A 24,352-nucleotide genomic window follows, 5' to 3' on the forward strand; every position below is an offset into this window, starting at 1 on the left:
CCGAGTCATGCACGCCCAGCCCACTCCGCTGCGCTGGCAGGGAGCGAGCGCCCCGCACACCGACCCGGCGGGCATCTACGGGGCCCTCGCCGATCTGGACCGCCCCTGCTTCGTGGTCCGCACTCCGCACGGCATCGGGGCGGCGGCCGGCGGCACCGCCACGGCGGGCCCGCAGGGCCTCCCCCTGCTGGCCGCCGCCGCTCCCCTGCCGCCCCGCACCCTCGGCTCGCCGGCCTTCCTGGCCGCGCACGGCGTCCGGAACGCCTACATGGCCGGCGCGATGGCCGGCGGCATCGCCTCCGCCGACATGGTGATCGCACTGGCCCGCGAGGGCTTCCTCGCCTCCTACGGCGCGGCCGGACTGCTCCCGGAGACCATCGCGAAGGCGCTCACCCGCTTCGCACAGGAGATCCCCGGTCTTCCGTACGCCGTCAACCTGATCCACAGCCCGAGCGAGGAGCGCCTGGAGCGCGAGGCCGTGGAGCTGTTCCTGCGGCACGGGGTGCGGTGCGTGGAGGCGTCGGCCTTCATGAGCCTCAGCCCGCACGTGGTGCGCTACCGCCTGGCCGGCCTGCGCCGCGAGCCGCAGTCCGGTGCCGTGGTGTCGGACCACCGGCTCATCGCGAAGATCTCCCGCCCGGAGACCGCCGAGCGCTTCATGCGCCCCGCCCCGGCCACCATCATCAGTGCGCTGCTCGGCCAGGGCCTGATCACCGCCGAACAGGCCGACCTGGCCAAGTACGTGCCGATGGCCGACGACATCACGGTCGAGGGCGACTCCGGCGGCCACACCGACCGCCGCCCGCTCCCGGCCCTCCTCCCGACGATCCTGCGGCTGCGCGACACGGTCCAGCACGAGCACCGCTACCCGGTGCCCATCCGGGTCGGCGCGGCCGGCGGCCTGGGCTGTCCGGTCTCGGTCGCGGGTGCCTTCGCGATGGGCGCCGCGTACGTCGTGACCGGCTCGGTCAACCAGTCGTGCGTGGAGTCCGGCGCCTCGAAGGCCACCAAGGCGCTGCTCGGCGACGCCGGTATCGCGGACTGCGAGATGGCACCGGCGGCCGACATGTTCGAGATGGGCGTGGAACTCCAGGTGCTGAAGAAGGGCACCCTGTTCCCGATGCGCGCCAAGCGCCTGTACGAGCTGTACCAGTCGTACGACGGCCTGGAGGCCCTCCCGGCGGCCGAGCGCACCAAGCTGGAGACGCAGGTCTTCCGCCGTCCGCTGGAGGACGTCTGGCAGGAGTGCGTCGGCTACTTCACCCGCCGCGACCCCGAGCAGCTGGCCCGCGCCGCCGGCAACCCGAAGCGGCGGATGGCGCTGGTCTTCCGCTGGTACCTGGGCATGGCCTCGCGCTGGTCCACGACCGGCGACCCGGACCGCGTCCTGGACTACCAGGTGTGGTGCGGCCCGGCGATGGGCGCCTTCAACGACTGGGTCACCGCCAGCTACCTCAAGGCCCCCGGCAACCGCCGCGTGGCCGACGTCGCCCACCACCTGATGCGCGGCGCGGCCTTCCACACCCGACTGGCCCAGCTGCGCGTCGCGGGCGTCCGCATCCCGCCCTCGGCGGCGGACTACCGCCCGGTCCCGCTGGAGTCCCCCGCACTGGAGGGCGCCCGATGACCCCCGACGAACTGGAACGCCTGCTGGGCGACCCGTACGACCCGCTCAATCCGTACGGGTTCGCGGCGGCGGTCGCCCGCGACGAACAGGACGCGTTCCCCGAGGAGTTGTGCGCGAAGCTGCGCGAGGCCGGCTTCCACCTGAACTACCTCCCGCGCGAGTGGGGCGGCCGCTTCGAGTCCTTCGACCGCAGCATGCTCCTGGTCCGCACGGCCGCCCGCCGGGACCTCAACGTGATGCCCGGCACGATGTTCGGCATCACCGCCGCCACCTGCCTCGCCCTGCACGGCTCGCCCGAGCAGCGCAAGCGGGCGGGCCAGATCCTCACCGAGGGCGGCGCGATCGGCTTCGCCCTCTCCGAGGCACGGCACGGCAGCGACCTGCTGGCGAACACGGCCCGCCTCGAACCGACCGCTGACGGCTGGGAGTTGACGGGCGACAAGTGGCTGGTCGGCCTCGGCCACCGCTGCGAGGCGGCCTATGTGGTCGCCAAGACGGGCGAGCGCGGCCCGGCCGCCTACTCCGCGGTCTTCGTCGACCTCACCACCGGCACCGGCCTGGACCGCGGCCCGCTGGTCCCGGCCGCCGGCATGCGCGGCATCGACTTCGCCGACCTGGGCTTCGACCGCTTCCCGGTCCCGCGCGAGGCCCTGGTGGGCCGGGAGGGCGAGGCGCTGGAGTCGGTGATGAAGGCGCAGCAGGTGGTCCGCGTGATGAGCATGGCGGGCAGCCTGGGCATCGCCGACACGGCACTCCGCCAGACGCTGGACTTCGCGGCGGACCGAAGGGTGGGCCGGACGACGGTCCTGCGATCCCCCTATCCCAGACGCGAGCTGGCCATCGCATCGGCGGCCCTGCTGGCGGCGGACGCAACGGCGCTAGCGGCGTCGAGGGGCATCCATGTGGTCCCCGAGACCTTCAGCGTCTGGGGCTGCGCGGCGAAGCACGTGGTGGCGGAGAGCACGGAGGAGATCCTGCGGCGCTGCGGGGGCGTACTGGCATCGAGAGCGGTGCTCCGCGACGGCATATTCCAGAAGCTCCAGAGAGACGCGCAGATCGTGAGGGTGGTGGACACAAGTCCCCTGGCGAACCTCCGCTCGTTCGCAAGTCAACTGCAGCAGACGCTTAGGGGCGCGGGGAACTGCGCGACCAGCCCCCACGCACCCGCAGCCAGAGATCAAATCCAAGCCGTCTTCAACCTCGAAGAGCCCCTCCCCCCATACGCCCCCGACCGTCTCGACCTCAACGCCCGCGGCTACGACCCGGTCACCGCCGCACTCCCCCTCATCGCCCCCGAAGCCCTCGCCAGACTCACCGCCGCAGCGGACCACCCCACCGCACACCTCGTCACCCAACTGGTCGCAGCCGTGGGCGATCTCCCCGCAGAACTCGCCGCCGCCGACCGGGACACCGGCCTCATAGACGTGGCCGAACGCTTCACCTGGCTCCACGCGGCAGCGTCCTGCCTCCACCTCTGGTGGGCCAACGAAAGCAACCCCTTCTTCACCACCGGCTGGCTGCACGCCACCCTCGCCCACCTCCTCGCGAGAGCGACCGGCACCGATCTCCGCCGAGAGGGCGACGCCCAGCTCCCCGCGCTGGACATCACCACCGACCTGCACGACCACGACCAGCTCTTCAGCGCCCTCCCTGTCCACTTGGCCTGACCGTCGGAGACACCCGTGCCGAAGAAGGACCTCACAGAACTCGCGGTCCGGCTGGAGAACCACCTCGGCGATCCACACGACCCCGCGAGCCGGATGCCGTACGCCAAAGTCCTGGAGTACGACGAACGGGAGGACTACCCCTACGAGTTCGTCAACCTGCTCCAGCGCTGGGGCGCGCTCGACCACTCCCTGCCCCGTGCCCAGGGCGGCAAGGCCGGGGACGTGGAGATCGGTTTCAATCTGATGCGGCTGATCGCCCGCCGCGACCCGACCACCGCCACCGCGTTCATCATCACCAGTCTCAGCTTCATGCCGGCCTGGGTGGCCGGCACCGACGAGCAGAAGCGGGCCCTCGTCCAGGCGATCCAGCAGGGCACCCGCTACGCCTGGGGCCTGTCGGAGCGCAACCACGGCAGTGATCTCACCGCCAACGAGATGACCGCCGAGAAGACCTTCGGCGGCTATCTCCTCACCGGCGAGAAGTGGCTGATCGGCAACGGCCGGGTCGCGGACGGCCTGAGCATCCACGCCCGCACCGACCCGCGCGGCGGCCCCGCCGGCTACTCCGTGTTCGTGCTGGACAAACGCCGTACCCCCGCCGGCGCGGTGGACGAGCTGCCGCGGGAACGCATGCACGGGCTGCGCGGCCTGGACATGAGCGGCTTCCGGCTGAACCGCGTCTTCGTACCCGACTCGGCGCTGCTCGGCCGGGAGGGACAGGGGCTGGAGATCGCGCTCAAGACGTCGCAGACGGCGCGTGCGCTGATCAGCGGGATCGCGCTGTCGGCGGTCGACACGGGACTGCGGGTGACACTCGACTTCACCGAGGGACGGCAGGTGTTCGGCCGTACCGTCAGCGACATCCCGTACTCCCGGCGGCAGTTGACGGAGTGCTTCGCGGACCTGATGGTGGCGGACGCGGTCAGTCTGGGCGCGGTCCGGGCGCTGCAGGTCGTGCCGGAGCAGACCAGTGTGTGGTCGTCGGTGGTGAAGTACTTCGTGCCGACGCTGCTGGAGCGGACGTTCGCCCGGCTCAACGTCGTCCTCGGGGCCCGTTTCTACCTCCGTGGCCACCCGCACTACGCCATCCACCAGAAGATGATGCGCGACCTGCCGGTGGCGAACTTCGCCGACGGCAACACGGTGGTGAACCTGAAGAACATCGCCCTTCAGCTGGAGGGCCTGCTCGCCGCCGGGCCGAGCGCGGCGGCGGAGGAGCGGGCGGCCGTGCTCTTCGGCATCGACCAGGAGCTGCCGCTGTACCGGCCGTGGGACCAGGAGCTGTTCAGCCGGGGCCAGGACGACGCGCTGCGGGCCGCACCCGCCGCGCTCGCCCGGCTGCGCGCTCTGGCCCAGGCGGGCGACGAGCACGGCTGGCTGGCGCGGTCCGCGGCCGTCGCCGCCGAACTCCTCGCGCACGCCGACTCGTTGCGGGAGCGCACCGCGGGGCTCAGGGCCGGGCTCGGCCGGGCGTACGGCCAGTCGGCCGAACTCTTCGACCTGGCCAAGGAGTACTGCCTGCTGCACGCCACCGCCGCCTGCCTGCACACGTACGTCCACTCGGCCGCCGCTCTCGACGAGCCGCTGCCCAGCGGTGCCCTGCTGCTGCTCCAGCTGGAGCGGATCCGGCGGCACCTGCGGCCGCACGAGGCCGTCACCGACGCGGCCGTGGTCGACGAGGTGATGCGGGTGCTGCGGGTGCTGTACCGGGAGAACCGGCTGTTCTCGTACTGGCAGTTCCCGCTCGCCGAGCGCGGCGACCTGGCCGCGGCGCGCCGCTGACATGTCCGACCGTCATCTGTGGCTGCTGCCGGAGGCCGCCGCCGACGCGTTCGTGGCGCGGCTGGGCGGTACGGCGCTGCTCTCCGGGGAGGAACGGGCGCGCTGCGAGCGCGCGCTCTCGCCGGAGCTGCGGCGGCGCCGGCTGGCCGCGCGGCTGCTGGCCCGGCACGCGCTCGCCGAGCGGTCCGGACGGCCGCCCGGCGCGTGGTGGTTCCGTACCACCGGGGACGGCCGCCCGGAGCCCGAGCCGGCGTACGACGGGCTGCGGTTCAACCTCACCCACACCGACGGCCTGATCGCCTGTGTGGTGACCGACGCGGGCCGCGCCTGCGGGGTCGACGCCGAGCCGTCACCGGCGGGTACGGACGCGCTCGCGCACCTGCCCCGGTTCTTCGCCCCGGCCGAGCGGGCCGAGCTGGAGCGGGCGCCGCGGGAGGAGCGGGCGGCGCTGGTCGCCGCGTACTGGGTGCTGAAGGAGGCGTACCTGAAGGCGCTCGGCACGGGGCTGCGCCGCGAGCTGTCCACCATCGCCTTCACACACCCGGCCGGCGCCCCGCACATCGCCGTGCACGACTCCCGGTCGGCCGCCCGGCACTGGCACTTCGACCTGGTCCACCCGACCCCGGGGCACGTGCTGGCCGTCGCCAGCGAGCGGTCCCGTGCCGACGGCCTGACCACCACCGTCCTGTCCTGCTGAAGCCTGTCCTGCTTGAAGACCGAGGAGCACCGATGTCCGTCAAGCCCAGCATCGCCGTCGTGGGCGGTGGCGTGGCCGGCCTCTCCGCCGCCTACGCGCTGCGCGAGCACGCCCAGATCACCCTGTTCGAACGCGAGGACCGCTTCGGCGGCCACGCCAACTCCGTGGAGGTCGAGGACGCCGGCCGCGTCCTGGGCATCGACACCGCGTTCGTCGTCTTCAACCGGCCCGCCTATCCCAACCTCTCCGCGTTCTTCGAGGAGTTGGGGGTGGCCGACAAGCAACTGCTCAGCGGCTTCAACTTCTTCGACCTGAGCAACGGTCTGCAGTACGGCAGCGACGAGATGGACCTGCCGGAGGAGGAGGTCCGGGCCCGCTATCCGGAGTACTTCCAGACCATCTGGCGGGAGGCGCGGCGGTTCCACCAGGAGGGCCGGCACGACTTCTTCCGCAAGCGCACCGACCTGCCGATGGGCGAGTACCTGGACCGGGGCGGCTACAGTGAGGAGTTCCGGTACGGCTACTTCATCCTGCTGTGCAGTGCGGTGTGGTCGGTGCCGGCCGAGCTGATCTGGGAGATGCCGGCCACCACGGTCATCGCGTTCTTCATGGCGCACGACGAGAGCGGCCTCGGCGGCCGCCGGGTCGACTGGCGGACCGTGGAAGGGGGTTCGATCTCGTACGTGCGCAAGGTGCTCGCCGCGATCGACCCGAAGACGCGGCTCTCGGAGCCGGTCACCGGCGTCCGCCAGGAGGCCGACGGGGTCGTGATCCGCACCGCGAACGGCGAGGAGCGCTTCGACCACGCCGTGCTCGCCACCCACGCCGATGTGACCCGCTCGCTCCTTGAGAACCCGACCCCGGCCCAGCGCGACCTGCTCGCGCCCCTGCGCTACAACGCCTCGACCGTGATCCTGCACACCGACCCGTCCGTGATGCCGGCCGGCCGGGACCGCTGGGAGGCCTGGAACTACGGCAAGGTGACCGTCGACGGGCAGCCGCGCACCTACGTGGCGTACTACATGAACAAGCTGCACGGCTTCGAGTCGGAGACGGACTACTTCGTCACCCTGGACTACCCGCTGGAGGTCGACGAGGCGGCAGTCATCCGGCGGTTCCACTACGAGCACCCGATGATCGACATGGCGATGCGCACCGCGCAGCAGACCATCTACGCGGTCAACGAGGGCCCGCGGGTGAAGCTCTGCGGCTCCTGGTTCCACTCCAAGCAGCAGTACTGGGACCAGATCGGCTCCCACGAGGCCGCGTTCTCCTCCGGAAAGGAGGCGGCGGCCCAGCTGCTGCGGGAACTCGGCGCCTGAGCGAGGCGCCCCGAAGGGGCGCTGGGGGTACCCCCAGCCGAAGGCTGGGGGAGGAACTGCGCGACCAGCCACGACGGCGCGGCAGACGGCACTTCGCAGCACGTACGGCGTAGCCCTCGGCTAGCCCGCGTGCCGGTGCGCGGACTCGTTCTCCTGGGCCATGCGGCGCAGCGCCATCAGCGCGGGCTCCAGGAGGACGGTCAGCAGCAGGGCGCGCTCGGCGGCCTCCAACGGGTCCTCGATGCCGTCGAGTTGGTCGAGGTCGAGGGCCGCGGTGCGTTCGGCGAGGCGGGCGTAGGGCAGGAGGGTGTGCCAGTCCAGCGGGACGCCGAGCGAGCGGAGCGAGGTGATCGTCTCCGCGAGCGTGCCACGGGCGGGTGCGTTCTGGTGCACCTGCCAGCCGAGCTCCTTGACCAGCGCGTCGACTTCGGCGGTCTCGGGTTCGTCCCGGGCGGTGTCGGCGGGCAGCCGGATCGTGCCCAGGGCGAGGCCGAGGAGCCGGTGGGTGTCGCCGTCGTGCTCGCCGAGCGCGTCCAGGACCTCGCGGGTCCCGCTGACCGAGAGGCCGCGCACGCCGGTCAGGGCGCGGATCAGCCGGAGCCGCCGCAGGTGCTGTTCGTCGTACTCGGCCTGGGTCGCGGCGGTCTGACGGCCCGTCGGGAGCAGGCCCTCGCGGAGGTAGTACTTGATCGTCGTGACGGAGACGCCGCTGCGGCGGCTCAGCTCGGACATGCGCATCGGGTTCGGCTCCGCTCTCGCGTCGGTATCGGCCCCGTTCCACCGGACGACACCTCGGCACTGGAAATTGGATACCCCTACTGTCTAACATGGATAGTAGAGGTATCCAATTTCTTCCCACGGGAGAAGGCCGCGCCATGCCCACCCTGCGCTGGACCACCGTCAACACCCCCGCAGCCGACGCCGAGGCCTTCGTCATGGCGTCCCGTCTGGAGGTCCGCTCCCTCAAGGACGTGCCGCGCTTCTTCGCCAAGTCGCTGGTGGCGTGGAAGCAGGTCACCGGGGCGCCCGGCGCGTACGGCGCCTCGCTGATCGCCGAGCCCCTGAAGCGGACCTTCTGGACGCTGTCCGCCTGGGAGGACAAGGACGCCCTCTACCGGTACGCGAGGACCGAGCCGCACAAGTCGGTGATGACCGGACTGCGCCCCACCATGAAGGGCTCGGTCTTCACGTTCTGGCAGGTCCCGGCGGCCGAACTGCCCATCGACTGGACGGACGCCCGGCGCCGGCTCGCCGAGCAGGAACGCGCCGACTCCTGACACCCGCCCCGCCCGGCCCTCCGCACACACGAGCCCCTCCCCCACGAGCCCCTTCGCTAGGAGCCCCCTGCCATGACCCTGTCCGAAGAGAGCCCGGTCCTCGACGAGGAGCCGGCCGCCGCGGTCGCCGCCGCGGGGCGCCGGGTGCCTCTGTGGCTCGCGATCGTCGCGTGCAGCGTGCCGATGTTCATGGTCGCGCTCGACAACCTCGTCGTGTCGACCGCCCTGCACACCCTCGCCGTCGACCTGGAGGCGAACACCCAGGAACTCCAGTGGTTCGTCAACGCGTACGTGCTGAGCTTCGCCTGCCTGCTGATGACGGGTGCCGCGCTCGGTGACCGGTTCGGCCGCCGTACGGTGTTCGTCATCGGCATCGCCGTGTTCACGCTGGCCTCCATCGGCTGCGGACTGTCCGACACCAGCGCCCAGTTGATCACCTTCCGGGCCGTCCAGGGCTTCGGTGCGGCGGCCGTGATGCCGCTGTCGCTGACCCTGCTCTCGCAGGCGGTGCCGGAGAAGCTGCGCGGGCTGGCGCTGGGCGTCTGGTCCGGGGTGAGCGGGCTCGCCGTGGCCATGGGCCCGGTGGTCGGCGGCGCGGTGGTCGACGGCCTGGACTGGCGCTGGATCTTCTGGATCAACGTGCCGGTGTGCGTGATCGCGATACCGCTGGTGCTGTTCGCCCTGAAGGAGAGCTCGCTGCCGGGCGTCCGCCTCGACCTGGTCGGCATGGTGCTGGCGGCGGCCGGGCTGTGCGCGGTGGTGTGGGCGATCGTGCACGGCGAGCCGGACGGCTGGACGTCCGCCAAGGTGCTCGGCGCGTTCGCGGGCGGCGCGGTGCTGCTCGCCGCGTTCGTGGTCTGGGAGTCCCGGACCGACGAGCCGATGCTGCCGCTGTCCTTCTACCGGGTGCGGGCCTTCACCCTCACCAACATCGTGTCGGCGACCATGTACTTCGGTGTCTTCGGCTCGCTGTTCCTGCTCGCGCAGTACCTCCAGATCGTGCCCCCGCGCTCCCCGCTGGAGGCCGGTGTCCGCACCCTCGCCTGGACGCTGATGCCGATGTTCGTGGCCCCGGTGGCCGGTCTGATCACGGACAAGGTCGGCGGCGGCCGGCTGATGGCCCTGGGCCTCTTCCTGCAGGGCGTCGGCCTCGGCTGGATCAACCTGGTCGCCGGCACCGACACCGCGTACCCCTCGCTGGCCGGCCCGATGATCGTGGCCGGCATCGGCATGGGCTTCGTGTTCGCGCCGACGGCGGCGGTGGTCCTCGGCTCGGTGGCCAAGGAGCACGCGGGCAAGGCGTCCGGCGCCAACACCACCGTCCGCGAGATCGGCGGCGCGCTCGGCATCGCCGTCCTGAGCACGGTGTTCGTGACGTACGGCAGCACCGAGGGCCCGCAGCAGTTCGTCGACGGACTCCACCCGGCCGTCTGGGTCGGTGTCGCGGTCGTCTTCTTCGGCGCCCTGTGCGCGCTGGGGATCCCGCGCCGGCCGCGGCCGGCGGACGAGCAGGCCTGAGCCCCGCTCCGGGCGGAGGCACCCCGACGGGTGCCTCCGCCTTTTCGCGTTCAGCCGGCGACGATCTCCGCGAACCGCTCCGCCCCCACGTTGCCGCCGGACAGGACGACCCCGATCCGGCGCGGCAGCGGCGCCACCCGGTGGGCGAGCAGCGCGGCCAGACCGCTGGCACCACTCGGCTCCAGGACGGTCTTCAGACGCTCGAAGGCGAACCGCATCGCGTCCCCGATCTGGCCGTCGGAGACCAGGGAGATGTCGTCCACCAGGCGCTGGTTGAGGGAGAAGGTCAGCTCGCCGGGGATGTCCGCGGCCTGGCCGTCGGCGATGGTGCGGGGCACCGGGATCGACACCCGGTGCCCGGCCGCCAGGGACCGCCTGGTGTCGTCGCCGGCCTCCGGCTCGACCCCGACGACCCGGATCCCGGGCAGCAGCCCCTTGGCGGCGGTGGCGCTGCCCGCGATCAGCCCGCCGCCCCCGACGGGCACCACCAGGGCGTCCAGGTCGCCGACCTCCTCGATGAGTTCGAGAGCGGCCGTGCCCTGACCGGCGATGACGTGCGGGTGCTCGTACGGCGGGATGAGCGCGAGCCCGCGTTCGGCGGCGAGGGCCTCGCCGATGGCGACCCGGTCGCCGGTGTAGCGGTCGTACGTCACGATCTCCGCGCCGTATCCGGCGGTCGCCTCCAGCTTGGCGCGCGGGGTGTCCTCGGGCATCACGATGACGGCGGTGGTGCCGAGTTCACGGGCGGCGAGGGCGACGGCCTGGGCGTGGTTGCCGGAGGAGTAGGCGGCGATGCCCTGGGCGAGCTGCGCGGGCGACAGCCGGGACGCGGCGTTGTAGGCGCCCCGGAACTTGAACGCGCCGATGCGCTGCAGGTTCTCGCACTTCAGGAAGACCTCGGCACCGACCAGCGCGTCCAGGGTGCGCGAGCGCAGCACGGGGGTGCGGTGGGCCACCCCCTTGATCCGCGCCGCCGCGTCGTGCACGTCCTGGAGGGTCACGGGCGGGGTGTCGGGCATGTTCGTCCTCCGTTCCGGGCGCCGCCGGGCGCCGCATGGGCGTTGGGCGCCGATCACATGGACTTATTGTCTATCATCTGGACAGGAAGTCCAGACCCTGCCCTGACCCGACCCTGACGGGGGTACCGATGACACACGGACCGGCGGCACCGAGCGGCGAGGCCGCGGCGCGAGCCGAGCAGGACGCGATCATCGGCGCGCTGTCCCCGGTCGTCGAGGGGATCGCGGCGACCTTCGGCTCCTTCTGCGAGGTCGTCGTCCACGACTTCCGCCGTCCGGAACACTCCGTCGTCGCCCTCGCCGGGTCGGTCACCGGCAGGGGCGTCGGCGGGTCGATGAGCGAGATCGGCATGAAGCTGCTGGCGGCCGGCGACGAGGCACGCGACGAGCTGAACTACCTGACCCGCACCCGGGACGGGAAGCTGGTCAAGTCGTCCACGATGGTGCTGCGCGACTCGCGCGGTACGGCGTTCGGGGCGCTGTGCGTGAACCTCGACGTCACGGCCGTCCACCAGGTGCACGAACTGGTCGGCGGCCTCGCCGGGGTCACCGCGGACACCGTGGCGCCGCCGACCACCACCTTCGGCGACGACATCACCGCCGTACTGGACTCGATCGTCGACGCCCGCCAGCTCCGCCGGCCCAAGCCGTGGCCCCAACTCACCCGCGAGGAACGGCTGGAGCTGTTCCGCGACCTCGACCGGCAGGGCGTCTTCGCGGTGCGCGGTGCGGTCCAGCAGGTCGCCGCCCGCCTCGGCATCTCCCGGGCCTCCGCCTACACCTACCTGTCCGCGACCCGCGCCGGCTGACCGTCTGCCCGGCGCGGGCCGGCCGCGCTAGCCGAGCTCGACGACCCGTGCCCAGGCGGGCGGTGCGTCCGGTACGTGGTCGGGGTCGTCCTCGTCCCACGACGTGCCGCTGTACTGCCGGGGGAAGAGGCCCACCACCGTACGGCAGGCCGGCTGCGTCTTCGGCCAGGGTGTCTGCCCGTCGGTGAGGGCCACCACGACGTCCGGGGCCGGCCGGGTCCGCAGTGCCCTGGCGAAGCCCGCGCGCAGGTCCGTACCGCCGCCGCCGACGAGCGCGATGCCCTCCGCGCGGCACAGCGGCTGCACGGTCCGGGCGGCCGCGTCGCAGGACAGCACGGAGACCAGGTCCCGGCGGCCCCCGACGGCGCGGGCGATCGCGGCCACCTCCAGCAGGGCGCTGCCCAGTTCGGCGTCGCTGACCGAGCCGGAGGTGTCGATGACGACCGAGACCCGGGGCGGGCGGCGGCGCAGGCTGGGGAGGACCACGCCGGGCAGGCCGGCCGACCGGCGCGAGGGGCGGCCGTAGCTGTAGTCGTCGCCGGCGCCCGCGGCGGAGGCGGCCGAGCGGACCGCCGCGCCCAGCAGCTCCCGCCAGGGCTGCGGCGGATGGAAGGCCTCATCCGCCCAGCGCCGCCAGCCCTCCGGGGTGCTGCCCGGCCGGCCGGTGATGGCCTGTGCCACCCGGAACCGGACCCCGTCCCGCTCCTGCTCGCTCAGACCGTGCGCGCCCTCCGCCCCCAGGTCCCACTCCCGGTCGCGGCCGTCGGCGCCGCTGCCGCAGTCCAGCCAGGTGAGGTCCTGGGTCAGCGGCCCGAGCCGGAACTGACGCAGGTAGTCCTCCATCAACTGGCCCTCGTCCAGCCGCAGCATGTACGGCCGGACGGCTCCGCGGGGCTGTGCCAGCCCGTCGCCGTACGCGTCGTCGTTGATCTCCAGGTCCGCCGCGATGTTCATCCGCAGCCGCTCGCCGGCCCCGGTCAGTCCGCGTTCCCGGGCGACCCGGTCGCTGCGCCCGTGGTGCTCGCGCAGCAGGTGCGACACCTCGTGCACCCACACCCCGGCCAGGTCCTCCTCCGGCATCCGGTCCACGAACGCGGGCGAGACATAGCAGCGCCAGTGCTTGTCGACGGCCATCGTCGGCACCTGCCGGGACTCCACGACGTGCAGGGCGAACAGGGCCGTCGCAAGGTAGGGCCGGGCCCGGGCGGCCTGCAGCCGGGCGGCGTAGAGCTTGTCCAGGTCCAGGTCCGGCGCCCCGGCCGGTTCCGCGGTCATCGGCTCGCCTTCGCGGCGACGCGTTCGGCGACGCGTTCGGCGGCCCGGTCGGCGCGCCGGGAGACGGAGACCGCGCCGGCGAGCCGTTCGATCGCCGCCGGGACGTCCCAGTCGTCCCGGCGCAGCGAGGCCAGGGTGGTGGCGGGGACCACCACCAGGTCGGGGGCTCCGGTGTCCAGCGCCCGCACCAGCAGGGCCCAGGCCGCGTCCCAGCGGGCCCGGTCCGGCCGTTCGCGGACCGCCGCGACCACGCCGTCCAGCACGGCCTGGCGCAGGTCGCCGCGCTCGGGCAGGTCGGCCGCGTCCGGGTCGGCGAGCAGCGTCTCGGGGTCCGGGAGCTCCATCCGGTCGACGCTCGCCAGCAGTTCGAGCCCCGGGCCGTCCCCGACCGTTCCCCTGACCAGCAGGGAGAGCACGTCCCGGGACGAGCCGGCGGCGTGTGCGAAGGCGACCAGGCGCAGGGTCATGTCCCAGCTGCGGGGCGACGGCCAGGCGCCGCCCCGGCGCATCTCGCCGCTCGGCAGCCGGTGGACGAGCGTGGGGCGGGTGGCGAGCAGGCCGCACACCGCGCGGCGCGCGAAGTCCACGGCGGCGGGCAGCCGGTCCGGGTCGAGCCGGGGCAGGGTCGCCCGGGGCCAGGTGCCGCCGAGACCGCGGACGACGACCTCGTGGTCGTGGGCCCACTGCAGGTGCACGAACCGGTTGGCCAGCGGCGGGCTGAGCTCCCAGCCGTCGGCCGCCGAGGAACGCGGGTTGGCGGCGGCCACGATCCGTACGCCGGGCGGGAGCCGGAGGGCGCCCACGCGACGTTCCAGGACCAGCCGGAGCAGGGCGGCCTGGACGGCAGGGGGCGCGGTGGACAGTTCGTCGAGGAACAGCAGGCCCCGGCCGGCCTGTACCAGCCGTACCGCCCAGTCCGGCGGGGCCATCGGGACGCCCTGGACGGCCGGGTCGTCGCCGACGACGGGCAGGCCGGAGAAGTCGGACGGCTCGTGCACGCTGGCGATCACCGTGGTCAGCGGCAGGTCGAGCGCCTCGGCCAGCCGGTTCAGGGCGGCGGTCTTGCCGATGCCTGGCTCGCCCCACAGGAGGACGGGCAGGTCGGCGGCGACGGCGAGGGTGAGCGCCTCCAGCTGGGTGTCGGGCCGGGGCTCGGTGGTGGAGTCGCCGAGCAGCCCCGACAGGGTGTCGGCGACGACGAGTTGGTCAGGAGCATGAAGGGGCATGAGAGATCACCTAGGGGTGTGGGAAGACAAGTGGACGGGTGTCAGCGCCGGCCGGCGGGGCGCGGGCCGAGGCGCGGGTCGCGGACGGACCGGCGTCGCCGGGTGCGGACGGGGCCGGTGCGGGATCCGGTGAGGCCCGCCCGGTAGAGGCCGTACGTGATCCGCCGTCGCGCGGCCGCCTCCAGTTCGTCCTTCAACGGGCCGTCGCGCAGGACGGCTTCGGGCCCCAGCAGTCCTTCTACGACGGCGAGCGCGCCGGCGATGTCCCCGTGGTCGAGGCGTTCACGGACGCCGGTGAGGCAGTCGGGGCGGCAGTGCGCCTCGTCGATGACCCGCAGACAGGGCAGCGGCGGGCCGCCCAGCGCCACCAGCAGTTCCTCGCGCCGCAGTTCGTCCGGGGAGTGGTCCAGCGGGGACAGCACCCCGTCGACCAGGCCGATCCGGTGCCGGGCGCCCCGGCACTCCACGAGACGTGACTGCCGGGCCGGGTCGGGGTGCGGGTCCCGGGCGGCCGGTGCGTGCCCGGGGACGAGGGCGCCGGCGACCAGCGGGTGCAGCCGCCCGGCATCGACCAACCCGGCACGCAGCAGCTCCAGATCGGGAAGCGTCCAGGTCGCCGCGTCGGGCAGGACGAGCGGTGCGCCGGAGCCGGCATCCCGGCCCGCGGAATCCCGGCCTGCGGTCCCCTGGCCACCGCCGTCCCGGCCTGCGGTCCCTTGGCCACCGCCGTCCCGGACCGCGGTCACGGTCCCGTCGGCCGCGAGGTGCAGCGCGAGCCGCTGCCGGCCGCCCAGGCGTACGACGACGGTCCCGCTGTCCCGCCCCGCGGTACCCAGCACGATCCGCGCCTCGTCCGCCCACCGCTCCGTGGCACACAAGGCCCCTTCGTGGTCGGGGAGTTGGCCGGTGAACGTGAACCAGTCGGCGTACGCGGGCCGTTCGCCGCCCGCAGGCAGCTCGCCGCCCGCAGAACGGTCGGCGCCCGAGCGGGTCCGCAGTTCGCCGGAGGCGCCCGCGTCCCACAGATGGCGGTGCAGGTCGAAGCGGAACCGGCGGCTGGGGCGCGGATGCGGATGCGCCCGGGCGACGGGTTCGCTCAGCGTGCCGTCCCACAGCGCGAGGCTGATCCGCTGCCCGCCGTCCGCCCAGGCGGGCGGTGTCCGGACCACGAGGCACAGGGAGCCTTCCCCGGCGTCGTAATGAGCGAGCGGCATGGTCAGCCCCGGCCGCAGCAGCCCGTCGGGCGCGATCCTCGGCAGATGCCAGCGCAGCAGGTCGGGCGCGAGCCGCCGCAGGTCGGCACGGATCCGTTCCCGGACGTCCCGGCCCCAGGCACGGGACAGTGCGCGCAGGTCGAGGTCGAGGTCGAAACCGGCGGCGGCACAGGCCCCCGCCCAGTCGCCGGCGTTCCGGCGGGCGGTCGCGGTCTCGATCATGGCGGGCGGCACGGCGAACTCGCGCACGCGCCGCCACAGGGAGAGGCGGGTGTCCCCGTTCGCGAAGTGAGTGGCCATCAGCACCCACCAGACGCGGACGGGACCCCCAATCTGACAGCAGAGTGAGTGGTCATCGCGGGGAGCATACGGCGCCGTCACCGAGGTCCGCCAGGCAATTACGCCCCGGGCCCGCACGTGACGCGGATCACCCCGGCCGGGTGCAGCGTTCTGCCGCCCCCAGGGTCTTTTCCCAGGTGTAGGCAGCCGGGGAGAGCGGGGACCGTGGGAATGGAGCAGGCTCGGGCCGGTGAGTACGACGAGTTCGTGGCAGCCCGCTGGTCGGGGCTGTTCCATCTGGCCCGTCTGCTCACCGGTGGCGATCGGCATCGGGCCGAGGATCTGTTGCAGGAGTCCTTGGTCCGGTTGTGGTTCGTCTGGCCGAAGATCGCCGACGAGGCGCCGGAGGCGTACGTCCGGAAGGTCCTGGCGCGCGCGGCGGCCCGCTCGGCGCGGCGCCGCTGGTGGGGCGAGCGCCCCGTCGAGGAGCTGCCCGAGGTGGCGGCGGCCGGCGACATGTCGGCGCTCGTCGCCGAGCGTTCCCGGCTGGAGGCCGCGCTGGCGCTGCTGACCCCGCGCCAGCGGGCCGCGGTCGTCCTGCGCTACTACCAGGACCTGCCCGACCGGCAGGTCGCCGAGGTGCTGGGGTGCCCGGTGGGCACCGCCAGGTCGCACGCGGCGCGCGGGGTGGCCCGGCTGCGGGAGCTGCTGGCGGACGCCATCGAGCCGGTGGGGTGAGGGAGAGGCCATGGATCACTTCGAGCGGCAGTTGACTCAGTTGATGCACGGCGACCGGGAACCGGCGGCGTTCGAGCCCCGGCACCGGGAGCGGCTGCGGGCCGGTGTGCAGACGCGGCGGCGGATCCGGGCGGCCCGGCGGGCGGCGGGCGGTGTCCTCGCGGCCGCGGGGCTCGGCCTCGGTCTGTTCCTGTGGCCCCACGCCGATGTCCGTGACGAGCCGAGCGCGCCGCATCCCCGGCCCGCGACCAGCCCCACCGGCCCTGCGGCACCGACGCCGGGTGTCTCCCCCAGCGCGCCGCCCTCCGGCGCCACGACCTCGGCCCCGCCGCCCACGGACACCACCGCGCCCGAGGACACCCCGTCGGCCACGAGCGGGAGCACCGCCTCGTCCACGCCGACCGCGACGTCGACAGCCACCCCGGACGCGGGCACGACCCGGAGCGCGACGGAGGGCGCGTCCGGGGGTTCGACCGCCACCACGTCACCGCCGTCGGCGCCCGCGACCGAGAGTCCCGACCCGTCGGACGGCTCGTCGGCCACGGTCGGCTCGGCCGGATAGCCGACGGCCGGCGGGCCGCACCCCTTACCCACCACCCCACCGCCCCACCACCGGGTGTGTCCTCGGCACGCCCCGAGAACGAGAGCGAATGCGAAAAAACGCCATGAATCATCCTCGGGCCACGCTCCCGGTGCCTGCGCCGCCGTCTCCGACGCACCATGACGAGCCGGTCCTCGACCTGGCCGTACCGGTGTTCAACGAGGAGGCGGACCTGGAGCCGAGTGTGCGGCGGCTCCACGCCTATCTGCGGGAGACGTTCCCATACCCCTTCCGGATCACCGTCGCGGACAACGCCAGCACCGACGCCACCCCGCTCATCGCGGCCCGGCTCGCCGCCGAGCTGCCCGAGGTGGAGTGGATACGGCTGGCCGAGAAGGGCCGCGGCCGCGCCCTGCGGGCCGTCTGGTCGGCGTCGACGGCGCCCGTCGTCGGCTATCTCGACGTGGACCTGTCGACCGGGCTCGCGGCGCTGCTGCCGCTCGTCGCCCCGCTGCTCTCGGGCCACTCCGACCTGGCCATCGGCACCCGGCTGGCGCCCGGCGCCCGGGTGGTGCGGGGCCCCAAGCGGGAGGCCATCTCCCGCTGTTACAACGTCCTGCTGCGCTGCACGCTGTCGGTGGGGTTCTCGGACGCGCAGTGCGGGTTCAAGGCCGTACGACGGGACGCCGCCGCGCGGCTGCTGCCGCTGGTGCGGGACTCCGCGTGGTTCTTCGACACCGAGCTGCTGGTGGTCGCGGAGCGGGCCGGGCTGCGGATCCACGAGGTGCCGGTCGACTGGGTGGACGACCCCGACAGCCGGGTCGCGCTGGTGTCCACGGCGCTCGCCGATCTGCGCGGCATCGCGAGGGTCGCGCTGTCGCCGGCGCGGGGCGCCAAGCCGGCGGGGCCGGGCGCGCTCCCGTCAGGGCGAGGCGCGCTGCCGTCGGGGCGGCCGCCACGGCCGTACGTCGTCCCCGCGGCCGTCATGGCTCTCGCCCATCTGCTCCTGTACGCGGCGCTGCGCCCGGCCGCCGCCGCGCAGGTGGCCAACGCGCTGTCCCTGCTGGCCTGCTGGACGCTCGCCCTGCCGGTTCGCGGCCGGCTCCCGCGGCCCGCCCCGCCCGCCCTGGCCGCTCGTCTGGCACTCACCGCCGGTTCGCTCGCCGTCCTGCGGCACACGGTCCCCGCCGCCGGACTCCGCGCGGAACTGGCCGCACTCGCCACCGCCCACCTGTCCCTCGTCCTCGCCCGGTCGGCCTTCGGCCGGCGGGGTCGCCGGACGGAGTCCACGGCCTCATGACCACGACCCTGAAGAGCAGCGCGCCGCACCGCGCCGCCGCCCCCGGAACCGCCGCACCGGGCCTCGGCCGGCACCTGCGCGACACGGTCCGCCGCCACGGCCCGGTCCTCGCGCTGTACGGCGTGCTGAAGCTCGTCGGCTTCGGCTCCTTCATGTATCTGCTGGACTCGGCCGGGGACTTCCGCAGGAAGCATCCGCGGTTCGGGGGTGGCGCGCACACCTGGGACGTGCTGGGCACCTGGGACGGCTGGTGGTACCAGCAGATCGCCCTGCACGGCTATCACCCCGCGCTGGTACCGGTCCCCGGCGCCACCGGCCTGATCACCCTCCAGGGCAACTCGGCCGCGTTCTTCCCGCTCTACCCGGCGCTGATGCGGACGGCGATGGAGGTCACCGGGCTCGGCCCGTTCGGAGCGGGGCTGCTGGTGTCGGTCGTGGCGTCGTTCGCGGCGGCGCTGGGGATCTCCGCCGTCGCCGCGTGGTTCGGCGGCCGGCGGGCAGGACTTGCGGCGGCCGGGCTGTGGGCCGTGTGGCCGGGTTCCGGCGTGGAGTGGGCGGTCTACTCCGACTCGCTGTACGTGGCCCTGGCCGCCTGGGCCCTGTACGCCCTGCTGACCCGCCGCTGGCTGACGGCGGGGGCGCTGACCTTCACGGCCGGCCTCAACCGGCCCACCGCCGCCGCCCTGATCGCCGCGCTCGCCGTGGCCGCGCTCCTCGCGCTGCGCCGACGCGCGGACGGCGTCGCCCGTCCGTTGACCGCGATGCTCGTGGCCCCGCTGGGTCTGCTCGGCTACCTGGGCTGGGTGGGCCACCGCATGGGCGACTACGGCGGCTACTTCGAGCTCCAGTCAGGGGCGTGGGGGCACGAGTTCGACTACGGCGCACAGACCCTGGACGTCCTGACGTCCGTCCCTGTGGGCCACTTCGGCTATCTCTTCGCGCTCCCCTTCGCGGACGTCATCGGGGTCGCGGTGGTCCTGCTGGACCTGGCACTGCTGCCGCTGCTGTTCCGGCTGCGGCCGCCGGCGGTGCTGGTCGTCCACACGGTGCTCACCCTCGCCCTGGTGCTGGGCAGTCAGCAGTACTTCGCGAACGTCTCGCGCTATCTGCTGCCCGCCTTCCCGCTGTTCGTCCCCCTGGCGGTCGCACTGCGCCGGATCAGCCTGCCCTGCCTCTGCGTTCTGCTGGGCATCGCGGCGCTGGCCTCCGGCTCGTACGCGGGCTACGCCCTGTTCGAGCTCGGAGTGCCCTGACGACAGCTCAGTCCCGCTCGACCACGGCTCAGGCCTTCTTGACGGCCACTCCGCCGTAGAAGCCGATCTCCTCGGAGCCGGCCGGCGGGGTGGTCTCCGGGCGCCAGAACGGGACCTGGGCGACGCCGGGTTCGACCAGCTCGAACCCTTCGAAGAAACCCTCGACCCGGGCCCGGGGGCGCAGGTTCATGGAGGCGGTCGCGTTGTTGTAGACGGCCTGGGCCTCGCTGCGGTCGTCGGCGAAGTCGTCGGTGGCGTGCGAGAGCACCAGGAAGCTGCCGGCCGGGAGCGCGTCGCGCAGGGTGGCCACGATCCGCTCGGGCTCCTCCTCGTCGCGGACGAAGTGGAGGATGGCGACGAGGAACAGGGCGACCGGCTCGTCGAAGTCGATGATCCGGCGCACCTCGGGGTGGTCGATGACGGACTGCGGGTCGCGCAGGTCGGCGAGGACGATGCTGGTGGTGCCGGCCCGGCTGAGCAGCGCGTCGCCGTGGGCCTTCACGATCGGGTCGTTGTCGACGTAGGCGACGCGGACGCCCGGCGCCAGCTCCTGGGCTATCTCGTGCACGTTCGGTGAGGTGGGCAGCCCGGTGCCGATGTCGAGGATCTGGCGGACGCCGCTGTCGATGACGTGCCGGACCGCGCGCTGCAGGAAGCCGCGGTTGGCCCGTACGGAGATCCACACCTCGGGCGCGACGGCGGCGAGCTGGTCGGCGGCCTTGCGGTCCACCTCGTAGTTGTCCTTGCCGCCCAGCAGGTAGTCGTAGATCCGCGCCGGATGCGGCCTGCTGGTGTCGATCTCCACGGACCCGTTGCCGTCCTGCGTCACGTGCGCTCCTCTCAACGACCGTCCCGGCTCCCCTTGGCCCACCGACGGCTGGCGACAGCTTTCCATATCAACTTCTGTTCCGGCGCACCGAGTTCCCCCTCCGTCCGCCCTCCCGGACATCGTGCGGAGCGCGCCCGCGGCACCGGCCGACGGGCCCGGTCGACCGACCGGGCCGGACTTGACTACCATCGGGCCCAGGTGTCCGGGCAGGTGGCCCGGTTTGGTTTTGGTTGGGGGTTTCACATGGTTTCTGGTCGTGTGGTGCGGTTCGACAGCTCGCGCGGGTACGGGTTCATCGCTCCGGACGGTGGCGGAGAGGACGTCTTCCTGCATGTGAACGACATGCAGATGTCGGAGTCGTACGTCCGCCCCGGCGTGGCCGTGGAGTTCGAGATCGAGGCCGGCGAACGCGGTCCGAAGGCGTCCGGTGTCCGGCTCGCCCGGGGAGCCGACGTCCGCACGCTCGGGCCGGACGACGACTCGCTGTGCGATCTGCTCAGCGCGGACGAGTTCACCCGCGAGGTCACCGAGACGCTGCTGGCGTCGGCGCCCACGCTCACCGCGGAGGAGATCGTGCGGGTCCGGGGCGCGCTGGCCCAGTTCGCCAAGAACCACGGCTGGATCGAGGGCTGACCCGCCCGCGGCGGACGGCCGGTTCACACGTCGCGTCCACGTGTCGCGTTCACGCATCGCGCATGCGGAGCACCCGGCCGCCCGCCGCAAGGGCGGCCCTGTCGTTGACCGACGGGCCCACCCTGCGGGCCGCGGCCGGCTTCTGGTCCCGGGGTGCTGGGCCGAAGCGGCTCCCGGGCGGCCGCTGCCGGAACAGGTGAGCGCCAGTACGAAGCAGCTGGTGCAGGCTCTTGTCACCCTGGCCAGACCGCAAGGGCGTCCGGACAAGGGGGACATGACCCGGATCGCCATGTCCTGGTTCGACATGGAGGACTGGCTCAAGGCGCTGATCACCGTCTTGGGGCACGGTCTCTTCCGGGCAGCGGTACCCACTGAGGTCAAGGCCGAGCTGCGGGAGCACGCCGCAGCGGTCGCCGACCGGTCGCAGAACGCCGCCTGGGTCAGAGACCTGGCTGCCGTCCTCGACGACGAGCCTCTGGTCGTCCTCAACCCGCGTGCGCGTAGGGGGTATGCCCTCACGATGAGCGGTGTCGGGGACAACTTCCAGCTGCACACCCTGCTCGCGGACCGGCTTGTCGGTGACTCCGACCAAGGCATGGTTCCAGGTGCGCGCCCCGACCGCTCGTGGGTCGCGGCAGCGACGGACGCTGAACCGTACCTGGGTCCCGAGAATCCGGCGCTCCGCCGTTCCCGCCTTTTCGACGGCCACGGCGCCTACGTCTACCCGGAAGGGATGCCCGCCGACATCAGAACGGCCCTATGACCAGAGCGAGTTGCACGTAGCCGGTGCCGGAGGCGGCGTCCGCGGGACCGAGCCGTGGCCGGCGACGAGGTCCGCGAGGGACTCGGCGACCGCGAGGCACCCGTGCAACACCGCGTAGGGGTACGGCCGTTGGGCGGTCCGGCGGCGCAGCCGACGCCACCAGGTGTCCCGCGGTGCCCCCGCACGCATCACGCCGGTCAGCACGACAGCGGGCGTGTCCGGCCATCCAAACATCATCGTGACGAGGGTCACACTCGCGCGGTCGAACTTTGGCGCTCGTCCTGCATCTTGTCCGCGTCGGTTCTCGAACGGCCGCGGAGCAACCCCCCTCCAGCGCCGTCCAATTGATTCAGCAAGGAACATTCAATGGGTTTCATGGCTTATCTGCGCGGCTTCGTCCCCTGGATCGTCGCCGGCGTCGTGTCGGGCTTCGTCGACTGGCGCTGGGGCGCTGTCGCCGGTGTCCTCTCGGGGCTGGTGCTGCTGCTCCAGGACCGCCGTCGGGGGGTCGACCTCGACGCGCTGATCCTGGAGGCCAGCACCATCCTGTACTTCCTCGTGATCGGCGGCGTCTCCATCAGCAACCCGGACTCGGGGCTGAAGGACCACACGGACGTCCTCTCGTTCGCCTGGCTGGCCGCCACCGCGTGGGGCTCCATGGCGATCCGCCGCCCCTTCACGCTGGGCATCGCCAAGCGCCAGACGCCGCGCGAGTACTGGGACATGCCCGAGTTCCTCCAGGTCAACAACTACATCACCAGCTCCTGGGGCGCCGGCTTCACCTTCATCGCCGTCGCCCTGGCCATCGGCAACGCGGTGGACGCCCCGGCCTGGGTGGGCATCACCGCCCACGTCATCGGCCTGGCCGCCCCGATCGTCTTCACGAAGGTCTACCCCGAGCGGGTGCAGCGGCGCCTGCTGGCGTCCCAGGGTCTGTCGTCCGCACCCCGGTGACCCGTCGCCACGGCTCCGCACGGCGTCCGGGATCCCGAACGCCGAGCAGCAGGCCGGGTTTCCGCCCGGCCACCGCCCGACCGCTCCGGACCTGATCCAGCACGGGGCCGGCACCGCCCTGCCGGCCCGGACAAGGAAAGCACCATGACCGAAGAGACCACCACGCCCCTCTACCTCCGGGGCCGGTTCGCCCCGGTCCCCGAGGAGCACAGCGCCTTCAACCTCACCGTGCGCGGCACGCTCCCGCCCGAACTGGACGGCCGCTACCTGCGCAACGGCCCCAACCCGCTGCCCGACGAGGACAACGGCCACTGGTTCACCGGCCCCGGCATGCTCCACGGCCTCCGGCTGCGCGACGGACACGCCGAGTGGTACCGCAACCGGTGGATCCGCACCCGCGAGCTGGAGGGCCACCCGTTCGTCCGCGAGGACGGCACCTTCGACCTGACCGCGACACCCGGCAACACCCATGTCATCCGGCACGCGGACACGGTGCTGGCGCTGTGCGAGGTCGGCTTCCCCTACTGGGTCACCCCGGCGCTGGAGACCGTCGGGCCGTACGACTTCGGCGGCAAGCTGACCACGTCGATGACCGCGCACCCCAAGGAGGATCCGGTCACCGGCGAACTCCACCTGTTCGGCACCGGGTTCGCCCCGCCGTATCTCACCTACCACCGGGTCACCGCGCAGGGGGAGCTGGTCGACAGCCGCCCGGTCGAGGTGCCGGGCCCGACGATGATGCACGACTTCGCCATCACCGAGCACCACATCGTCTGGATGGACCTGCCCGTCGTCTTCCGGCCCGAACTCGCAGGCCACGGCGGCATGCCCTACCAGTGGGACGACGGCTACGGCGCCCGGCTCGGCATCATGTCCCGCACGCCCGGCAGCACCGAGGTGCGCTGGTTCGACGTCGACCCCTGCTACGTCTTCCACGTCGGCAACGCCTACGAGGACGCCGAGGGACGGATCGTCCTCGACGCGGTGCGCTACGACCACGACCGGTTCGAGCACGCCTGGGGCGACATCGGCGGGCCCACCGGCGTGGCCGTCGTACCGGAACCGGGCCTCCTCCAGGCGCCCGCGGTGCTGTACCGCTGGACGCTGGACCCGGCCACCGGCAAGGCCGCCGAGCGCCGGCTGGACGACCGGGACGCCGAGTTCCCCACCCACAACGAGACCCTCACCGGACGCGAGAACCGCTACCTGTACACGGTCTCCGGTGACGGCATAGCCAAGCACGACCTCACCGGCGGGACCACCCGGGTCCATGCGACGCCCGGCGCCCGCTACGCGGGTGAGGCGGTGTTCGTCCCGGCCGTGAAGGGCCGGAGCGAGGACGAGGGCTGGCTGCTGTCGCTCGTCTCCGACGACGACGGCAAGGCCGGGGAACTGCTCGTCCTCGACGCCACGGACCTGTCCGAGCAGGCGGTGGTGGAACTCCCCTACGCTGTCCCGGCGGGTTTCCACGGCAGCTGGCTGCCGGAACTCGGCGACGAGGACTAGCCGGAACCCGCGAGAAGAGGGAGGCCGAGAAGATGCGGTTGCTCCGGTCCGGGCACCGGAAGGACACACCACCTGATGCCGGTTCGGCACCCGGTCCCGCAGCCGCATCCGCCTCCACCCCCT

General features: G+C 73.0%; 22 protein-coding genes. 16 read left to right on the forward strand and 6 right to left on the reverse strand.

The annotated features are described in order from the left end of the window. Positions 1 to 7 precede the first annotated feature (7 nt). From SSP29_RS39315 to SSP29_RS39335, 5 genes are read left to right on the forward strand one after another with little or no spacing between them, the layout of a single operon-like run. Positions 8 to 1,627 (forward strand): PfaD family polyunsaturated fatty acid/polyketide biosynthesis protein, encoded by a 1,620-nt coding sequence (locus tag SSP29_RS39315; RefSeq protein WP_089105731.1) that lies wholly within the window; start codon positions 8 to 10, stop codon positions 1,625 to 1,627. Beyond that, positions 1,624 to 3,294, forward strand: coding sequence for an acyl-CoA dehydrogenase family protein (locus tag SSP29_RS39320; protein ID WP_089105732.1), 1,671 nt, complete (start codon positions 1,624 to 1,626; stop codon positions 3,292 to 3,294). The genes SSP29_RS39315 and SSP29_RS39320 overlap by 4 nt, the downstream gene beginning before the upstream one ends. 15 nt (positions 3,295 to 3,309) lie before the next feature. Next, entirely contained in the window at positions 3,310 to 5,076 is a 1,767-nt protein-coding gene (locus SSP29_RS39325; RefSeq protein ID WP_150135770.1) for an acyl-CoA dehydrogenase family protein, read from the forward strand. A 1-nt stretch (position 5,077) separates the two neighbouring features. Then, positions 5,078 to 5,773, forward strand: coding sequence for a 4'-phosphopantetheinyl transferase family protein (locus SSP29_RS39330; protein WP_089105733.1), 696 nt, complete (start codon positions 5,078 to 5,080; stop codon positions 5,771 to 5,773). Between the two features lie 32 nt (positions 5,774 to 5,805). Beyond that, entirely contained in the window at positions 5,806 to 7,095 is a 1,290-nt protein-coding gene (locus tag SSP29_RS39335) for an NAD(P)/FAD-dependent oxidoreductase (RefSeq protein WP_089105734.1), read from the forward strand. A gap of 120 nt (positions 7,096 to 7,215) precedes the next feature. On the opposite strand, the gene SSP29_RS39340 is transcribed toward SSP29_RS39335, so the two are convergent. Beyond that, positions 7,216 to 7,833, reverse strand: coding sequence for a MerR family transcriptional regulator (locus SSP29_RS39340; protein ID WP_089105735.1), 618 nt, complete (start codon positions 7,831 to 7,833; stop codon positions 7,216 to 7,218). A 137-nt stretch (positions 7,834 to 7,970) separates the two neighbouring features. Here SSP29_RS39340 and SSP29_RS39345 point away from each other — a divergent pair, with 137 nt between their 5' ends. Together SSP29_RS39345 and SSP29_RS39350 are read left to right on the forward strand one after the other, a co-directional pair. After that, on the forward strand, positions 7,971 to 8,372 hold the full coding sequence (locus tag SSP29_RS39345) for a DUF3291 domain-containing protein (protein WP_089105736.1): 402 nt from the start codon (positions 7,971 to 7,973) through the stop codon (positions 8,370 to 8,372). A 72-nt stretch (positions 8,373 to 8,444) separates the two neighbouring features. Further along, entirely contained in the window at positions 8,445 to 9,890 is a 1,446-nt protein-coding gene (locus tag SSP29_RS39350; protein WP_089105737.1) for an MFS transporter, read from the forward strand. A 50-nt stretch (positions 9,891 to 9,940) separates the two neighbouring features. Here the strand turns inward: SSP29_RS39350 and SSP29_RS39355 are convergent, their stop codons facing one another. Next, a complete protein-coding gene (locus tag SSP29_RS39355) occupies positions 9,941 to 10,909 on the reverse strand; it encodes a threo-3-hydroxy-L-aspartate ammonia-lyase (RefSeq protein ID WP_089105738.1) in 969 nt (322 codons plus the stop codon). 128 nt (positions 10,910 to 11,037) lie between these two features. Here SSP29_RS39355 and SSP29_RS39360 point away from each other — a divergent pair, with 128 nt between their 5' ends. Continuing rightward, positions 11,038 to 11,718: a helix-turn-helix transcriptional regulator gene (locus SSP29_RS39360; RefSeq protein WP_089105739.1), complete on the forward strand. Its 681-nt coding sequence runs from the start codon at positions 11,038 to 11,040 to the stop codon at positions 11,716 to 11,718. 27 nt (positions 11,719 to 11,745) lie between these two features. Here the strand turns inward: SSP29_RS39360 and SSP29_RS39365 are convergent, their stop codons facing one another. The 3 genes from SSP29_RS39365 to SSP29_RS39375 are packed head-to-tail and all read right to left on the reverse strand — an operon-like array spanning position 11,746 to position 15,733. Beyond that, complete coding sequence (locus tag SSP29_RS39365) at positions 11,746 to 12,993, reverse strand: vWA domain-containing protein (protein ID WP_089105740.1); 1,248 nt, start codon at positions 12,991 to 12,993, stop codon at positions 11,746 to 11,748. Beyond that, the gene (locus SSP29_RS39370) at positions 12,990 to 14,219 is read right to left on the reverse strand and encodes an AAA family ATPase (RefSeq protein WP_089105741.1); all 1,230 of its coding nucleotides are present in this window, start codon (positions 14,217 to 14,219) and stop codon (positions 12,990 to 12,992) included. The genes SSP29_RS39365 and SSP29_RS39370 overlap by 4 nt, the downstream gene beginning before the upstream one ends. 41 nt (positions 14,220 to 14,260) lie before the next feature. Beyond that, a complete protein-coding gene (locus SSP29_RS39375; RefSeq protein ID WP_107436332.1) occupies positions 14,261 to 15,733 on the reverse strand; it encodes a hypothetical protein in 1,473 nt (490 codons plus the stop codon). A 210-nt stretch (positions 15,734 to 15,943) separates the two neighbouring features. Here SSP29_RS39375 and SSP29_RS39380 point away from each other — a divergent pair, with 210 nt between their 5' ends. The 4 genes from SSP29_RS39380 to SSP29_RS39395 all read left to right on the forward strand — a co-directional run bounded on the left by SSP29_RS39380 (position 15,944) and on the right by SSP29_RS39395 (position 19,544). Further along, a complete protein-coding gene (locus tag SSP29_RS39380; protein WP_089105742.1) occupies positions 15,944 to 16,450 on the forward strand; it encodes a SigE family RNA polymerase sigma factor in 507 nt (168 codons plus the stop codon). Positions 16,451 to 16,460: 10 nt separating this feature from the next. After that, positions 16,461 to 17,012 carry a hypothetical protein gene (locus SSP29_RS57165; protein ID WP_089105743.1) on the forward strand — a complete coding sequence of 184 codons (552 nt, stop codon included), beginning with the start codon at positions 16,461 to 16,463 and terminating at the stop codon, positions 17,010 to 17,012. Positions 17,013 to 17,115: 103 nt separating this feature from the next. Further along, positions 17,116 to 18,291 carry a dolichyl-phosphate beta-glucosyltransferase gene (locus tag SSP29_RS39390; protein ID WP_089105744.1) on the forward strand — a complete coding sequence of 392 codons (1,176 nt, stop codon included), beginning with the start codon at positions 17,116 to 17,118 and terminating at the stop codon, positions 18,289 to 18,291. Further along, entirely contained in the window at positions 18,288 to 19,544 is a 1,257-nt protein-coding gene (locus SSP29_RS39395) for a putative hexosyltransferase (protein WP_150135774.1), read from the forward strand. Before SSP29_RS39390 ends, SSP29_RS39395 begins: the two co-directional genes overlap by 4 nt. 28 nt (positions 19,545 to 19,572) lie before the next feature. On the opposite strand, the gene SSP29_RS57170 is transcribed toward SSP29_RS39395, so the two are convergent. Continuing rightward, a complete protein-coding gene (locus SSP29_RS57170; RefSeq protein WP_089105745.1) occupies positions 19,573 to 20,373 on the reverse strand; it encodes an SAM-dependent methyltransferase in 801 nt (266 codons plus the stop codon). Between the two features lie 243 nt (positions 20,374 to 20,616). Here SSP29_RS57170 and SSP29_RS57175 point away from each other — a divergent pair, with 243 nt between their 5' ends. The 4 genes from SSP29_RS57175 to SSP29_RS39425 all read left to right on the forward strand — a co-directional run bounded on the left by SSP29_RS57175 (position 20,617) and on the right by SSP29_RS39425 (position 24,229). Next, positions 20,617 to 21,006 (forward strand): cold-shock protein, encoded by a 390-nt coding sequence (locus tag SSP29_RS57175; RefSeq protein WP_089105746.1) that lies wholly within the window; start codon positions 20,617 to 20,619, stop codon positions 21,004 to 21,006. 196 nt (positions 21,007 to 21,202) lie between these two features. Continuing rightward, on the forward strand, positions 21,203 to 21,769 hold the full coding sequence (locus SSP29_RS39410; RefSeq protein WP_089105747.1) for a hypothetical protein: 567 nt from the start codon (positions 21,203 to 21,205) through the stop codon (positions 21,767 to 21,769). Between the two features lie 366 nt (positions 21,770 to 22,135). Further along, positions 22,136 to 22,723 (forward strand): hypothetical protein, encoded by a 588-nt coding sequence (locus tag SSP29_RS39420; protein WP_150135776.1) that lies wholly within the window; start codon positions 22,136 to 22,138, stop codon positions 22,721 to 22,723. Between the two features lie 144 nt (positions 22,724 to 22,867). Further along, positions 22,868 to 24,229, forward strand: a complete 1,362-nt coding sequence (locus SSP29_RS39425; protein WP_089105749.1) for a carotenoid oxygenase family protein — start codon at positions 22,868 to 22,870, stop codon at positions 24,227 to 24,229. The last annotated feature ends 123 nt before the right edge of the window (positions 24,230 to 24,352 follow it).

Source organism: Streptomyces hyaluromycini, from assembly GCF_002217755.1.
In the GTDB taxonomy this organism is placed as follows: domain Bacteria; phylum Actinomycetota; class Actinomycetes; order Streptomycetales; family Streptomycetaceae; genus Streptomyces; species Streptomyces hyaluromycini.